Here is a 15,423-nt window from a genome sequence, read left to right on the forward strand (position 1 = left end):
ATAAAAGACGGGGTGTCCATGCAATTTGATGAGAAATTTTTGATCCATTCTTTATCGAATGTTTTTATTAAACAGTATTTTTTCCCTAAAGAAGTGTCTGTTTCTATAGATTCAAGGACGCTACAGGTAGGTGATATTTTTATTCCATTAAACGGTAAATGTGTTGATGGACATATGTTTCTTGAAGATGCGCTAAAAAAGGGTGCAGCTGGAATTTTTATAGAGCAGCATAAAGCTGATATCTTATCAGCTATCGACAAGGCATTACTCAAAGAAAAGTTAATAGTTATTGTTCCTAGTACCTTTGATGCGCTCTTACAGTTGGCGTTTGCATGGCGGTCTGCTTATCAGGGTAAAGTAGTCGGCATTACCGGGTCTGTTGGAAAAACGTCAACCAAAGAGGCTTTGTCACATTTATTAACGAGTGCTAATATTGAAAATATTGCATCAATTAATAATCAGAATACACTGCTTGGGAGTGCTATAAATATTATGCGCATACGACCACAGCACAAGGTTGCTATTTTTGAAATGGGTATTTCTCATCGAGGTGAAATGGCTCAGATTGCCAACATTGTTCGACCTACGATAGGTATTATTACCAATATTGGACATCAACATATGGAAGGCCTTGGCTCTTTGAGTGATATTGCAATTGAAAAAAGGGATATTTTTAAGTTTTTCAAGGAAGATAATATCGGTATTATCAATGGTGATCAGTCAATTTTGAGCGATGTATCTTATTTGCATCCTGTCATAAAATTCGGTGCAAAGATGAGTAACCAGATCCAAGCAAGAAAGGTGAGGGTTGTCGGTGCACAGATTAATTTTATTATTAAACTATATAATAAAAAATATACTTTAAACATAAAAAAACCACATGCCGGTATTGTTTTTCAGACCTTAGCGGTTGCTGCAGCTGCACAGCTTCTTGGTGTTGCCGATGAGGTGATTATCAAGGGTATACAGTCGGTCGTGACGGTTGAGGGTCGCTTTCAGGAGATGAGCTGTAAATTTGGTGGTGGCGTTTTAATTAATGACTGTTATAATGCCAATCCTGAAAGCATGAAAGCAGCACTTATGGCTTTTGAGCAGCTTGAAGGCACGGGCAAAAAAATTGCTGTGCTTGGTGATATGCTGGGCCTTGGTATCAATAGTCCATTTTGGCATAGACAGATAGGTAGATTTTTACGCAAAGTTCCCTCCATCAAGAAAGTTATTCTTGTTGGAAAAATGGTCTGCTGGATCCAAAAAACTGCACCCTTTTCAGTCGAAGTTATACAGGTCCCTGATTGGAAGATGGCTGTGGATATTCTCAACCAAGAGATGTTATCGGCTCCTTTTGTGCTCGTAAAGGGTTCGCGTGACGTTGGACTGAGTAATCTGGTTGAGCAGTTTGGCTCTAAAAACTGATTTTTATATTTACATGGGTCATGTAAAGCGTTATATTCAATTACTATAGTGTTGATGGGCAGGGATTAGATTGGGATATACGATTGTTCATGTTTCTGTTCTCAAACAGGAAGTTATTTCTTATTTAATGCAAGATACAGGTATCTATGTTGATGCAACCTTTGGAGCAGGTGGTCACACACGGGCTATCTTAGATTCGGATCCTTTTTGTAAGGTACTTGGTATTGACTGGGATAAGGACTCGCTAGATCAGTTTGGCATGTTAATACATAATGATTTCACCGATCGCTTTATACCGGTCTGGGGTAGTTTTGCACACCTCTATAAACTTTTAAATACGCAACAAAAAGGATCTATAAAGGGGATTTTGGCTGATTTTGGAACATCGTTTATGCAGATACATGAGAAAGATGGGTTTTCTTTTGGTATTGATACTCCATTGGATATGAGAATGTCGGCAAGTCATTTTGGCCAAACAGCTGCAGATTTTGTCAATAGCTTATCTGAATATGAACTTGCGCAACTTATTTGGGATTATGGCCAAGATCGTTATTCAAGGGTAATTGCAAAAGCGATAGTGCAGGCTCGCAAGAAAAAGAGGTTTTCAACAACTGGTCAGCTTGTACAGGTTATTTTATCAGTATGTCCTTGGAAAAAAGATACAAAAATTCACCCTGCAACCAGAACGTTTCAAGCATTGCGTATCAGGGTAAATAATGAACTTGAGAATATTAAATCATTTCTAAAAGGCGCATATGATGTGTTGTTGCCAGGTGGGCGTATTGTATGCATCAGTTTCCATTCATTAGAAGATGAGTTAGTGAAGAGGTTTTTTAAAGACTATGAACAGCTTGGCCATGGTACGGTGATAACAAAAAAGCCAGTAACTCCCTCTGACGATGAACTTAAGCAAAATCGTGCATCTCGCTCGGCAAAATTGCGTGTATTTCAAAAAAAAGCTTAATGTATAGATTTATCAGCTTCAATCTTCGTATAATCAGAACAGGTAGATGATTAGTATGGATTGCAGATATGATACTTCTGGGAGCTCTTTTTTTGTTTGTAAATGTGTTACATAGTATGGACAATCAGCATATTCCTTCACAGGTTACAAAGTTTTTTAGTATTGTGGCGCCAGGAGGAACTATTCTTTATGATCAAGAAAGAGAAGGATGGTCTGTTTTGCTTGATATTGATCAGAACATAGTTGACCTAACCTTTTGTTTCAATAGTCCTGATTTTAAAGATTTATGGTTGACTGACTATAAAGATGAATGTCAGATACTTGATGTTATGGTTAATGATAAGTTAACCGATTTTTCATGTAGCCTCTTTTCTGATGAACTACCAATAACTTTGAGTGATGCTTTTCCTGTAACCTATTTTAATACAGAACGGCTTAAAGAGGCTTGGAGTTATATTAAAAATTATAATAGATTGGTTTTTCTTAATTTTTTAACACATTATGTCCCCAAAGATGAGATACCAGCATTTGACAAAGTTTTGCAGGCCCATAAAAGTTTTACGGGTGCCTCTAAAAAAGATCGGCATATGGAGTTGAAAATTAAACATGATATTTATGCCATGTTGTTGTCAATTGAACTTTTGGTCATTAATAGAGAGTATCTTGATAGGTTAGAACTTCTGAAAAAAACTTTTCAAAATGAATCTTGTCCGTATCCGGGTGAATATAGCAAATTTGATAGGCTCCTTAAACGGAGCTTAAGGTTTGCTTATGCCATTGCAGACACGATAGTAGGTAAAACGACTGCAGCTGGTTCTTCTGAAGCAGAAACAGAGTGTAATTCAGATAGTTCAAGCACGCAGGAGACTCATGAACCGTTTGGAGGAGGTGCCGAAGTTCTTCAGACGGTACCTGTCCCTGAGCATGAGATAAAGCCGCAGGATGAGCAAAAGCTACAACGGAAAGATGAGTTTGTGTCTTTAAAAAAAATGCATTTATTAAGGCTCGTTTTATTTTCGTATGTGTGTAGTTATGGACTCTGTTTTTTTGTGCGTCAATGCAATATTGCTCAGTCTAATAATCAATATGCTCTATTGTTATCCTTACAAGCCTATGCAAGCTTAATTGTATATCTAGGACTCGCTATCAAAAAGGGGTAAAAATGTACCTGTTTTTCACCCCTTTTTTCACCGTTTTATTTTTAAAAAAAGCCTTTTATTAAAAGATAATTCAAAATGTTTGACAAACCTTATAGTTGCGGTACAATAATCTGCGTGTTGGAGTAGTAGAAAAGAAGCACGAAAAGGTTCCGCTTAAGGATTTACGCAATGAAAATATCAGAAGTAAAAGTTTTTCCAACTAAGGAAGTTGGGCGTTTAAAGGCATATGCAACAATAGTCTTTGACAACAGCTTTATCGTTCGTGATCTCAAAGTAATTGAGGGAAATAAAGGTTTGTTTGTTTCTATGCCGTCGCGTAAACGAAGAGATGGTACTTTTCGTGATATTGTACATCCATTGAATGGCGAAACACGTCAGATGATAGAAAGTACCGTGATAGAAGAATACAACAAAGTAATGCAATCGGGTGGTAGCTACAGCTATTCTGATGAAGAAAATTACTAATTATTTGAAAAATCATTAACTGTGGGGCGTGGCCAAGCGGTAAGGCAACGGGTTTTGGACCCGTCATGCGCAGGTTCGAATCCTGCCGCCCCAGCCATGTAGTTTTTAAAATTTATGCTTATCGCATCAGGCATTGTTTGTATGTGCAGATTTTTAATCGCATCATTTATTTGGTAATTTAAAAAAATATGAACATAATAACATAGATAGTCAGGGCGCGATCTGTTTGGCAACTGTGGATTTTCAGGTTCCAAATGGGCAAAAAATGCATTAAAATCATTGTGATTAACTGTTTGTGAACAGGATATACGTGATAAACATTGACAACTTGGTCAAGATTTTGACTGTATCTACCAAAAGTTTTGAGCGACCTGCGGCAGAAAAGATTATTGAAATCTATGGTAAAGATCCATATCTTATATTGATTAGTTGCATATTGAGTCTCCGTACGACGGATAAGATAAGCTTTGAGGCTTCGCGGCGACTGTTTGCAAAAGCCAAAGACCCGATGGCCATGTCCTGCCTTTCTGAGCAAGAGATAGCGACTATTATTTTTCCAGTTGGTTTTTATAAAAAAAAATCGTATACTATAAAGACGATTTCTTCAATTTGCCTAAAGCTGCGCTTTGAAAAAATTGTTCCAACCGTCAAGCAACTCCGGGCATTGCCCGGAGTTGGTCTTAAAACCGCTCATTTAGTTCTTTCGTATGCATATGGTATTCCCGCTTTGTGTGTCGATACGCATGTGCATCGTATCTCAAATCGTTTGGGTCTTGTGCAGACAAAAACAGCAGAGCAGACCGAAGCTCAATTGTGTAACGTGATTCCAGAAAAATATTGGATACAGTTTAATAGTTTGTTAGTAATGTGGGGACAGAACGTATGCCGTCCCCAAAGTCCCAAATGTTCAACCTGCCCATTGTTTTCAATGTGTGCGCGTGTTAGTGTTACAAAGCATCGCTAGTTGTGTGCGTGTGCCTTTTCGATTAGTTTTTCAATTGATAGGTCAAATTCCTGTTTTCCATCAAGATATCGTAATGTTACACTGTTTTTTTCAAGCTCCTTTTTGCCCACAATGATTGCCCATGGCACCGCTTCTTCGTATGCCGTTTTAATCTTTGCTGAAATCTGGTCAGACGATTCATCAATGGCAACGCGAATGCCAGCCTCTTTTACGAGTCGTGCAACCGAATGGGCATAATCGATCTGCTGGTCGGTGATTGGTAATATTTTCATCTGAACAGGCGCAAGCCAGAATGGTAGTTTGCCTTTATAATGTTCAAGCAAAATGCCAAAAAAACGTTCCATTGAGCCGTAAAGTGCGCGGTGAATGATGACTGGTCGAGCTTTTGCCCCAGTCGCTGTGACATAGGTAAGATCAAAATTTTCTGGCTGAAAAAAGTCAACCTGAATAGTTCCGCATTGCCATGAACGTTCCATCGAATCTAAAAGATGAAATTCGATCTTTGGTCCATAGAATGCACCTTCGCCTGGTGTAATTTCAAACTCATACCCTACTGTTTTGAGTCCATGAATCAGAGCATTCGTTGCTGTTTCCCAAAGTTGGTCACTGCTCAATGATTTGGCGGGTTTTGTGGCAACACGAACTGAGGTCTTTTTGAAGTCAAATTTTGAAATCAGCTCATGATGGAGACGAATAAGGTTGGCAATCTCATGATCAAGCTGTTCTGGAGTGCAGAAAATGTGTGCATCATCTTGAGTAAATGCGCGTGCACGAAACAAGCCGTGCAGTACGCCGGAAAGTTCATAACGATGTACGTGTCCAAACTCTGCAAGTCGCAGTGGAAGATCGCGGTAGGATCGTGGGCGCTCTTTATAAATTAACATGGCGCCTGGGCAGTTCATCGGTTTGATTGCATATTCGCATTCATCGATGGTTGAAAAATACATGTTGTCTTTATAAAACTGATAGTGCCCAGACCGTTTCCAAAGCTCATCGCTCAGCATGGTTGGTGTTTCAATCTCAACGTGACCGTAGCGATCAAGTAGTTTTTTTAAAAAACTGGTTAGCACATTTAAAACTGTTTTGCCACGTGGATGATAAAATGGAAAACCGACGCCTTCTTCATGAAATGAAAACAGGTCAAGTTGTTTTCCGATGCGCCGATGATCATATTTTAAGGCATCCTCTTTCTGTTGCTCATAATTCTTTAGCTCCTGTTCCGTCCAGAATGCGGTGCCTGTAATTCTTTGCAACGCTTGTCCATTTCGATCTGCTCGCCAGTAAGAACCTGAAATTGTCAGTAGTTTAAAGTATTTAATTTCTGATGTGTTTTCAACATGGCCCCCGCGACAAAGGTCATAAAAGTCACCCTGTCGTGCAATGCCTACTGTTTCATCGGGTATGCCGTCGATGAGTTCAGTTTTAAATCGATTATCTTTGTAAAGTTCTTTGGCTGCAGTCCTTGCAATTTTTTCATGCGTTAGCGGTAAATTTCTTTTTGCAATCTCATGCATCCGTGCTTCAATAATTTTTAAATCTTCTTCCTTAAAATTCTTTTCTGGCAATACGTCATAAAAAAAACCTTCTGGCGTTGCAGGACCGATGGTCAGTTGTGTTTTTGGAAAGAGCTCTTTGATTGCCTGTGCCAAAAGATGTGCTGCGGAGTGCCTTAGTTTTTCAAGTTTTTCAGTACTGTTCATAACAGCCCTCTATCTATTTTAAAAATGATATGAGATAACTCAAGCATATCTTTACTATGATATTCTTAATAAAGTATAGCGACTTTTGGCCAAAAAGTAATGACAAAAAGAATGACGTATCTAGCTGGCAGGTTGCTGAATATACACTATTTTTTTCTGTTGCAACGGTTTTGGATCCATCTCAAAAATGCACCGCCAAAATAGCCAACAAAAAATCCACTTACCATGAAATCTATATTTTTGCATACATCATTCATGCGTAACATTTCAGTGCCTTGCAATGTTCCAAGCATATATTTTATGCCCAAAAACAGTGCCAGCATGCCTGTTCCATGATATGTGCCCGGTGTCGTGGTCGCACGAAATGCGCGCCAGATCATAAAAGGGGTTGCGTAAGAAAAGAAATATCCGATAAAAACGCCAATGCCAGAGGCGGTTCCAAAATACCAAAGCTGTGTGACTGATGCATTTTTAAAATATTGAACGCTCAAGGTGAGTATGGTTGTTGGCAGGTTGACCAGTGAAACGAGTGTGCTGGCAATACTTTTCGTGCTTTTAATGATCAACGAAATTCCACAGACCAGTCCAATCCATACATACCAGGGTGCTTGGCTCAAGCTAACGAGTGCATATTCCATTGTTTCCTTGCTGTTTGTGATAGTGTTGTTTAGAAGTAAGTAAACCAGAAAAAAATAAAAAATCTATATTTTTAATAAGCTTTTACCGTTTTTTGACAGTTACAGATTTTAGTTTTAGACTGAAAAATAGTAAAAAGTTTTAAGTATTAATGGGTGGAGAATATGGGTAAAAAGCTACTCGTAATAGTTTTGATTGGCCCGGTTGTTATACCGATTACTTTTCAGGCATATAACCGAAGAGTGGTTGAAGATGCTTTAAATCTTGCTGTATCGATCACTTCAGATTCTTGCCAGTCCGAAGCATGGTTTAGAGAGATTTCAAAGCTAATGATTGGCAAGGGATTTGATTTGCAAAAGATGGAAGATTTATCATTAGATCAGTATCTGCGGTTCTGTTTAACTCATCGTAAAACAGAAATGGTGAATATGTTGAATTCGGGGTTCCGAAAATTAGAGGGCTTTGAAGATAGTAAAAATGAAATTAAGGTTGCTGTAGAAAAGGGTATAGAAGAACGTATCACGAAAGAACGTTCTGATGAGTGTAATGTTGAAAAATTTACCAACATAAAAAGTGAAGTATTAAAAGAGGCTAAAGCCGGTGCGGCGGATTATCAGCAAAAGAATTCATTTATAGTTTGGTTTTGGAGTTGGGGAACATATTTTGGGTCTGCATATTACAGTGGTGTTTTGAATGCGTATCGTAGGGATCATGGACAAGCGACAGCTTTGAAAGATAGCCAAAAGGCCAAGGTGTGAACCAAACGAATTGCAATTATGTGAAATTATTGCTTTTATGCGAGGTAAATTGGATAATTGACGTACGGTTGCGAGGTTGTACTACGATTAAAGATGGCGTAGTTAAGCTTTGAGAAGGTGAAAGAGGAAGTTTATGAATAATCTTTTAAAAACAGTAATTTTTATTAATCTAATTGTTGTTTCTGCGATTTTTCAGGCAAACGATCAGGTAGTACCAATGTATGATGATGTCGATGTAGTCGTCCGTATCGGGTTCCAGGCAGATGATCGGTCAGTATTGCTGCTCGATTTCTATAGTGCTTTTGACACATGTCAGTCGGGCGATTTTTTTCGATCGAATTTAAATCTAAAAATTGCTGCTGGGGAATCTATTGAAAAAATCGAAGCTACCTCTATCGTAGAGGATGTGCGGCGTTGTATGCAACATGAGGCAAAAAAAATCTATCCGAACGACGCTGCCGGAAGAAAATTGGTGAATGAACTGATCATGAATGAAAAGCTTGATAAAAAGAAGTTGGAAGAACTTGCGGGTATAAAAAATGAAGTATTGCGAAAGGCTAAAGCTGGTATTGCAGAGTATCCCACCATGCATCCATTGATAGCTGAGTTTTTAATGTTGTGTGGTTACTTTGGGTTTGCATATGGTAATGGTGTTTCGAATGCCTATCGCAGGTCCCACAAAAAAGCTTATATTCTCCTAAGGCCTCTTTCTTTTATATCAGGTCAAAGTTTAGAACGCTAATCTTTTAGTATCAAAAAATCAAAAGATGCAGCACCAACAAGACCCCATGCCATTAAATGTCCAAATGGGTATGTATTGTTTGCTAAAAGCGAAAGCGTTGTTCCTGTACCAATAGATGTTGCAAGTATGTGTAAAATAACAGGATTATGTGGCGTGCGACACAGCTGAAAGAGAGCAGCGACAGTTACTAATGAGACTGTGCACAGGTCAGTTTTTAGCGGTGGATTGGGCAAAAACATACACTGTGCATTGCCAAACGATATAATCAGTCCGAAGATAATGAGGTATTTTTTTGAAAAATTCATTTTGTATTCCTTGAGCTATATTTTTGCGGCTTTTATCACTGATTGGAACATGAACCAATTCAGTGCTGTATGAAGGGTAATAGCTCCGGTGGGTATGAAGAAATAGGATAAAGCATTCTTAGCTGAGCTTTTAATATTATTCTCTGTACAGCTGTTAACAATAAAGGCATACAGAAAAAATGCGGTGCCAGTCGAAAGTGCCAATCCTATCTGCATCTGCCAAAAAGAGTTGTTGACAAAAGTCTGTCCGATCTGTGCAAGGGCCTGTAGCTGATTATTATCATTCAAGTTAAAATTGGTAAAGTTAAAGTTGTTCAGCTTGCTTGAATTCATAAAATTTTCGACGTTTTTAGTCAACCCGCCCCGCACATTGCCAAACGATATAATAAGCCCAAAAAAAATAAAATATTTTGAAAAATTCATACACTGCCCTGCTGGTTGTTGTTGAAAACATAAAATTATTAATGACATATTGTAAATTGATTATAAAAAAAAGCAAGATATTCATTATGTTCAATGAAAAATGTTCTATTTTTGATTACTCTGCTGAAAGCAGTGAAATAAATCTGATGCTACTTGTCTGTGTTACTATTCCTGCTGCATTCATTATCTGAACTGGCTCATTGTTCAAAAAACATTCAAATAACTGCTGATAGGTTGTGATGCCGGCAAATCTCTCATGCAGGCTGCATTCATACACATAGCCACGACCGCCATGATAACCAGCAGCTTCGATGAGTTTACTGTTTTCAATGTCTGAAACAATCATAACATGCCCTTGCACCCAGATGATGTCACCGTTTTGAAGGTTTTCGTAGTTGGTTACTTCTTTACCTTCTGACCCGATCAGTTTTGATACCTTCCATGGAAAATTGATTCCTGCAGTTTGGGCAATCCGCCACACCAGTCCTGAGCAGTCGTAACCGGTATACATTTCTGTCTGTTTGTGTCGGTGCCACACGTCTGAGTCGAGCCAATAATCAGCTTTTTCATGAGCTTCAATGTAGCTGCATCCGCCCCACACATACGCAACGATGCCAGCCTCTTTTTGGGCTGCTGCGTGTTGGATAAGATGTCTTAAAATGCCAAGAAATAAAGCTCGTGTCGTTCGTTTGTCCCGTTTTTCAACCAGAACTGCATCGGCTTTATTGATGTATTCGATCGATATTTTTTCTAGTTCAAACTGTGGAATGTAACATGCATAACTTTCTTGTGTATCACATTCTGGCGCTCGTACGAACCGCGTGCCAACTGAAAAACCGTTCCATGGCGTTATTAAAACAAGATTTTTTTGATTTTTGCGTAAATCTGGAATCGCTTTCATGAGCGAAGGGCTTAGGTCACGTAGCGGTTTGATAGCATTTTTTTTGACCCACATGGTTGAATAAGGCTGTCCGGTGTATTCATCAAATCCATAAATACATCTGTCGTAATCTATTTTTACTGCCTCGGCCCATCCGTAGCAACAGTCAACCAGTTCACCAAAAAGTCCTTGATTTGCTCGCCTGCAACTTACATCTTGTCCTGCAATGGGAGCGTCGTAACAGAATGGAAAATGACTGCTCATGTCGATGACCGGTTTGACAATGACTGCTTTGATATTTGCGTAATCGATCGACTCGGTGACTAAGCGCAACAATCCAACACATAATGCTGTTATCATGCCGCTTTCTTTGAGTTTCATGCAATCTCCTCTGTTAATCTTTTGCAGTATCATAGCAATACTGTTTCAAGGTTGTAAACCATTAGTTTCAGATGAAAAAGTCAAAAATAGGTTTTTGTTTTATGATCGTTGTTTTTTTTGCTATTTTTGTTTTTTCTTTTTTTTTTAAATGATTGTGCGAATTTTATTTCATGCTCGTTGTTTTTTTGTTTTTAATAGTTATGTGTTTTTTGTGGAGGGTTATGCACGAAACCCTCCACGCAGCCCGTGCAACCTGTGCAGGTTGATCGCTTCATTAACGCCGAATATGCGACCTGACTACTTTGTATTCAGATTGCATGACGGCTGCTAAGGTCGACTCTTTCTTGATGTTAAAAAAGTATGTTTATGTGTCTGGTGGCAATCTTTCTTGATTTAAAATGAGGTATAAAATCCGAAGAAGGTGGATGTCCGAATTTTGTTTCATGATCACTGTTTTTTTTGTTTTTAAAGTTGTGTTTTTTTGTGGAGGGTTATGCACGAAACCCTCCAACCCGCCCCGTGCAACCTGTGCAGGTTGACCGCTCCATTAACGCCGAATATGCAACCTGACTACTTCGTATTCAGATTGCATGACGGCTGCTAAGGTCGACGCTTTCTTGATTTAAAAAAAGGTATAAAGATTAAAAATCCGATGAAGGTGGAGGTCCGAAGGCGATGCAGCGAATGAAATGAGCGAAGCGCCAAGTTCACCTGCAATAAAGCATTCAACCTGCAAGGTTGTGCTGGGTGGGTTGGAGGGTTGGGCACGCAACCCTCCGCAAAAAACATGTATCTACTTATTAAGATTGATAAATCTTTTCAAAGCTATGTTTGTTTTTTCTTCTTTTTTCTTTTTTTAGTGATTGTGTAAGTTTTATTTCATGATCACTGTTTTTTGTCTTTAAAGTTATGTGTTTTTTATGGAGGGTTATGCATGAAACCCTCCAACCCGCCCCGTGTAACCTGTGCAGGTTGATCGCTTCATTAACGCCGAATATGCGACCTGACTACTTCGTATTCAGATTGCATGACGGCTGCTAAGGTTACTTTTTGCTTGATTTAAAAAAAGTATGAAATCAGATGAAGGTGGATGTCCGAAGGCGATGCAGCGAATGAAATGAGCGAGGCGCCAAGTTCACCTGCAAAAAAGCCGGTCAACCTGCAAGGTTGTGCAGGCTGCGTGGAGGGTTGGGCACACAACCCTCCGCAAAAACGTTATATTGAATAGAAAGAAAATGAGATCATAAAATAGTTACATGCACTACTTTATTATTCCTAGCGATCTAAGAACTGAATATCCAAGCGCAACAACACCAGAACCGTACATTATAACTATCCCTCTATTTTCTACAGACTCTCTTTGTCTTTGGTTATACTCTTTTAGTCTCTGTTCGGTACTTGATGCGATAATTTCCAAAAGGTTTTTTCCTTTTGATGCTGCTTGAATGATAGTGTACAGATCTTGATCATTAATGAGTTCTGGTCCTTCGCTTATCATTCTTAAAATCTCTTGCTGTTGGCCAGCTGCATCCAATGTTTTTGCATGAGCAATGCTATCATGATAAAATTTCAAACGATTTTCGTATGCTTGATCATTCATTATTCCGGGACAGTATAGATTTTCTACGCCTTCTAAAAGTCTTTCTATTTCTGTGATATCATTCAAATAGTTATGTAGTCTTTTCTGCTCTGCTTTTGTTTTTGATACAAAGATAAGATCTTGGGCATAAAGTCTTTCATCTTTTTTTATGGTAATCTCATTATAATAGTTTTTGTCACTATACTTTTGATAGGCAATAGCTTCGTATTCTTGTGCGTGCGTAGCTAAGGTGTGTCCTCAATTTGAAATGAGGTAATGACGTTGCATTTTTACTACAAAATGATAAGTTTTTTTGTATCAGAAATCAGCAACGAGGATGAGCAATGGTACGTCGAGTTATTACAGACGGTATTTGGTCACAACTAGAAGAGATACTATGTAAGCATGGATGCCACCTGTGGGGCAATGAGCGGAATATAATGGAAGCAATTCTTTGGAAATTGCGGACTGGAGGACCATGGAGGGATATTCCATCCGAATTTTGTCCGTGGCAAACAGCATTTAATCGATTTAATCGTTGGTCAAAAAAAGGGCTATGGGAAGGTTTTTTTTATGCTACGAAAAGAAGTTGATAAAGAATGGGTATTCGCCGACGGAAGTTATGTTAGAGCTCACCAACATGCGACTGGAGCTCAGCGTGGTCAAGAGCGAGCAATTGGAAGATCCGCTGGTGGACTTACTACAAAGATTCATATGTGCACCGATGCGCATGGAAATCCGCTCAATTTTAAAATCACTGGGGGTCAAGTGCACGACGCAAAGGTTGCAAACGAATTAATCGATCTGGCCGAAGGAGCAGAATATTTTATCGCTGACAAAGGCTATGATGCTGATAGTATTCGTATTTATGGACGGACAAAAGGGATGCAAGTAATTATACCAAAAAGAAAAAATAGCACTGGGCTAAATCCAGAATTTGATCCTCATTTATATAAAAATCGGCACGTAGTTGAAAATCTTTTTGCACGACTCAAGCATTTTCGCGGCATTGCTATGCGTTTTGAAAAACTTGCTAGAAACTTTCAATCTATGCTTTACATCGCATCTATGCACATATGGTTGAAGCTTTTATGCCCTGCTAATTAAATTGAGGACACACCTTAGTGATATGGTTGTTGTCAGCAAAATGATATTTTTTAAATTGAACATATGTGTCTCCATGATTTTTTAATTTTTTTGAAATACGGTATTACAATATTTATTGATTTAAATATTTCATAAAAATATAAATCTGTCAATTATTAATGAAAAACTGTTCAAAGCTATAAATATGTCTTTCTATTTGAAATATATATCTATTCACTGATTAAGCGGTCGTTTTGCAAAGAATCCTGAAAAAAATGATCCATAAGGATAGCGCACCTAGGATATAATCAATTCTATTGATTACCGTGGTATGAATATGTATAGTCTATATTTTTGAAGTAGTGTAGATTGTTATAAATCTACGATAATCAATAAATAGGGTAAAAATATGCAGAATAAAACATTTTATTTTGGTATAGTTCATATGTTTTTTGTATCACCTTCTTTGTGTATGTTTGAAGAGCCAGTAGGCTGCATGTTTAAAATGGTAGAAGAAAAACGATATCAAAGGAAATGGGATCAGCGGAATCATGATCATTTTACATTTGTCATTTCTAATTGTGGCAACATAAATAAAAACTATGCCGAACGTTTTAATGATAGAGAGAAAGGACAGGCGTCTTTCACGTATCTGGCAAATCAGGTGGGAAGGACGAACATAAAAAATAAGCCTGTTATATATTCATTCATTGATGGTTTTGCGAACCACTTCAATTATTTTCCCAATAGGCTTTTTGTTGGATTTAAGGAAACAAGAGAATATTTTACTGGGAGGATTTTACATAACAATGCTGATCGAAGCCCTCAAGAAGATAATGAGAGCATATTTCATCAGCACTCACCTCTCAGTAGAAAAATGAAGGGTGCGCTTGCATCACTATATCTTGTTGCATTACTGAGACCACAGCTGCCATTGAAGGGGGAAGCTAAAATTGCGATACTGTTTGATAGGATTGATCAGGAAACTGGGGAAGAAAAAACAGGCCTTGAACGCTTTTTTGTAGCAAACGATGCACCGGTTAAAGGTTGGTATTTCAGATTCAAAAAGGTTAAAACGGAAATATTGGATGAACGTTTATATAATAAACAGAATAAAAATGTAAAACTATTCAATGAAGAGGAAATAGAGTCCTTATGTGTTGAACCTGATATGGAAGAGCAAACGGAAGATCAAAATTTTTCTGAGCAAGTTGCAAAGGTAGAAATCCAAGAAAATAACAAACAAAAAGTTGAAATGCTTGCGGATATTTTTGAATTGTTACAAGAATGCTCAACAGACAGAGGTTTTTTAAATTTTCTCCGACATGAGCAAAATCTTATACTCGACGTTTTGAAAAAAGGACCCGAGTTTAACGCAACTGAATTAGAAAAACAGTCTTTTTTATGGTCACTGGTCATGCTTGTTACAAAGTCAACTGATGAGCAGTATCAAAAAATGATTTTGAAAATTTTAAAAAAGATTAGCAGTAGGAAGTTAGAGGTGGATCTTGCGGTAGAAGAAAAATTTAAACTTGATCAGCTTGATAACCTTATTCAGGTTGAAAATATTGACGATATCAAGATTATAAGTGACTTTCTTCAAGCTGAAGAGGTTAAGGATGAAGAGGTCGAAAAGCTATTAGAGTTACCGGCTGCCAAGCATGTGGAGCCAGGTGGTAATGGCGCACCAGCTGATCAACTTAATCAAGTTGCTCAAGGTTTAACTACAGATGGAAATGGTCAATCAACTGGCGCTGCTACAACTCCTGAAAATCCTCAAAGTCCGTCCGAGCAGCCACCTTCATTATGGAAATGGTTTTTGCAAGCGCCAGTTCGTTTCTGGAAGTGGTTAATGAGTCGCTTTTCTGAGCTATCTTTTTGAAAAATAGTAGGTTATAAAAAATGTCGTTAAATAGATGAGAGGAGCAGTTGCAGGTTGTATTTGTGTCTGTAACTGCTCCTTTTTT

General features: G+C 38.2%; 16 protein-coding genes and 1 tRNA gene. 11 read left to right on the forward strand and 6 right to left on the reverse strand.

What is annotated here, in order from left to right; all coding sequences use genetic code 11:
• The first annotated feature begins 18 nt into the window (after positions 1 to 18).
• The 6 genes from IPG37_00670 to IPG37_00695 all read left to right on the forward strand — a co-directional run bounded on the left by IPG37_00670 (position 19) and on the right by IPG37_00695 (position 4,966).
• Positions 19 to 1,413, forward strand: coding sequence for a UDP-N-acetylmuramoyl-tripeptide--D-alanyl-D-alanine ligase (locus tag IPG37_00670; GenBank protein ID QQR53928.1), 1,395 nt, complete (start codon positions 19 to 21; stop codon positions 1,411 to 1,413).
• A gap of 70 nt (positions 1,414 to 1,483) precedes the next feature.
• Positions 1,484 to 2,377: a 16S rRNA (cytosine(1402)-N(4))-methyltransferase RsmH gene (gene rsmH, locus IPG37_00675; protein ID QQR53929.1), complete on the forward strand. Its 894-nt coding sequence runs from the start codon at positions 1,484 to 1,486 to the stop codon at positions 2,375 to 2,377.
• Between the two features lie 68 nt (positions 2,378 to 2,445).
• The gene (locus tag IPG37_00680; protein QQR53930.1) at positions 2,446 to 3,537 is read left to right on the forward strand and encodes a hypothetical protein; all 1,092 of its coding nucleotides are present in this window, start codon (positions 2,446 to 2,448) and stop codon (positions 3,535 to 3,537) included.
• A 168-nt stretch (positions 3,538 to 3,705) separates the two neighbouring features.
• Complete coding sequence (gene spoVG, locus IPG37_00685) at positions 3,706 to 4,002, forward strand: septation regulator SpoVG (protein ID QQR53931.1); 297 nt, start codon at positions 3,706 to 3,708, stop codon at positions 4,000 to 4,002.
• Between the two features lie 22 nt (positions 4,003 to 4,024).
• Positions 4,025 to 4,099, forward strand: a tRNA-Gln gene (locus tag IPG37_00690).
• Between the two features lie 207 nt (positions 4,100 to 4,306).
• The gene (locus IPG37_00695) at positions 4,307 to 4,966 is read left to right on the forward strand and encodes an endonuclease III (GenBank protein ID QQR54276.1); all 660 of its coding nucleotides are present in this window, start codon (positions 4,307 to 4,309) and stop codon (positions 4,964 to 4,966) included.
• On the opposite strand, the gene thrS is transcribed toward IPG37_00695, so the two are convergent.
• Both thrS and IPG37_00705 read right to left on the reverse strand, forming a co-directional pair.
• Positions 4,963 to 6,666, reverse strand: coding sequence for a threonine--tRNA ligase (gene thrS / locus IPG37_00700; GenBank protein ID QQR53932.1), 1,704 nt, complete (start codon positions 6,664 to 6,666; stop codon positions 4,963 to 4,965). The two genes, IPG37_00695 and thrS, sit on opposite strands and share 4 nt — an antisense overlap.
• A 146-nt stretch (positions 6,667 to 6,812) precedes the next feature.
• Positions 6,813 to 7,304, reverse strand: coding sequence for a hypothetical protein (locus IPG37_00705; protein QQR53933.1), 492 nt, complete (start codon positions 7,302 to 7,304; stop codon positions 6,813 to 6,815).
• Positions 7,305 to 7,466: 162 nt separating this feature from the next.
• Here IPG37_00705 and IPG37_00710 point away from each other — a divergent pair, with 162 nt between their 5' ends.
• Both IPG37_00710 and IPG37_00715 read left to right on the forward strand, forming a co-directional pair.
• Positions 7,467 to 8,060 (forward strand): hypothetical protein, encoded by a 594-nt coding sequence (locus IPG37_00710; GenBank protein QQR53934.1) that lies wholly within the window; start codon positions 7,467 to 7,469, stop codon positions 8,058 to 8,060.
• A gap of 133 nt (positions 8,061 to 8,193) precedes the next feature.
• On the forward strand, positions 8,194 to 8,802 hold the full coding sequence (locus tag IPG37_00715; GenBank protein QQR53935.1) for a hypothetical protein: 609 nt from the start codon (positions 8,194 to 8,196) through the stop codon (positions 8,800 to 8,802).
• Here the strand turns inward: IPG37_00715 and IPG37_00720 are convergent.
• The 3 genes from IPG37_00720 to IPG37_00730 form a co-directional block, all read right to left on the reverse strand.
• Positions 8,799 to 9,107 carry a hypothetical protein gene (locus IPG37_00720; protein QQR53936.1) on the reverse strand — a complete coding sequence of 103 codons (309 nt, stop codon included), beginning with the start codon at positions 9,105 to 9,107 and terminating at the stop codon, positions 8,799 to 8,801. The two genes, IPG37_00715 and IPG37_00720, sit on opposite strands and share 4 nt — an antisense overlap.
• A 15-nt stretch (positions 9,108 to 9,122) precedes the next feature.
• Positions 9,123 to 9,530 (reverse strand): hypothetical protein, encoded by a 408-nt coding sequence (locus IPG37_00725; protein ID QQR53937.1) that lies wholly within the window; start codon positions 9,528 to 9,530, stop codon positions 9,123 to 9,125.
• Positions 9,531 to 9,645: 115 nt separating this feature from the next.
• A complete protein-coding gene (locus tag IPG37_00730; GenBank protein QQR53938.1) occupies positions 9,646 to 10,791 on the reverse strand; it encodes a C40 family peptidase in 1,146 nt (381 codons plus the stop codon).
• 1,090 nt (positions 10,792 to 11,881) lie between these two features.
• Between IPG37_00730 and IPG37_00735 the strand changes: the two genes are divergently transcribed.
• Complete coding sequence (locus IPG37_00735) at positions 11,882 to 12,019, forward strand: hypothetical protein (GenBank protein QQR53939.1); 138 nt, start codon at positions 11,882 to 11,884, stop codon at positions 12,017 to 12,019.
• A 33-nt stretch (positions 12,020 to 12,052) separates the two neighbouring features.
• On the opposite strand, the gene IPG37_00740 is transcribed toward IPG37_00735, so the two are convergent.
• Positions 12,053 to 12,457 carry a hypothetical protein gene (locus IPG37_00740; GenBank protein ID QQR53940.1) on the reverse strand — a complete coding sequence of 135 codons (405 nt, stop codon included), beginning with the start codon at positions 12,455 to 12,457 and terminating at the stop codon, positions 12,053 to 12,055.
• A 257-nt stretch (positions 12,458 to 12,714) separates the two neighbouring features.
• Between IPG37_00740 and IPG37_00745 the strand changes: the two genes are divergently transcribed.
• Positions 12,715 to 13,477, forward strand: a protein-coding gene (locus IPG37_00745; protein QQR53941.1) for an IS5 family transposase whose coding sequence is annotated in 2 segments (ribosomal slippage) — positions 12,715 to 12,947 and positions 12,946 to 13,477 — 765 coding nt in all. Because the reading frame shifts where the segments join, the coding sequence is not laid out codon by codon here.
• 388 nt (positions 13,478 to 13,865) lie between these two features.
• Positions 13,866 to 15,338 carry a hypothetical protein gene (locus tag IPG37_00750; GenBank protein QQR53942.1) on the forward strand — a complete coding sequence of 491 codons (1,473 nt, stop codon included), beginning with the start codon at positions 13,866 to 13,868 and terminating at the stop codon, positions 15,336 to 15,338.
• Positions 15,339 to 15,423 lie beyond the last annotated feature (85 nt).

The organism is bacterium, assembly GCA_016699125.1.
GTDB lineage: Bacteria > Babelota > Babeliae > Babelales > Vermiphilaceae > AWTP1-30.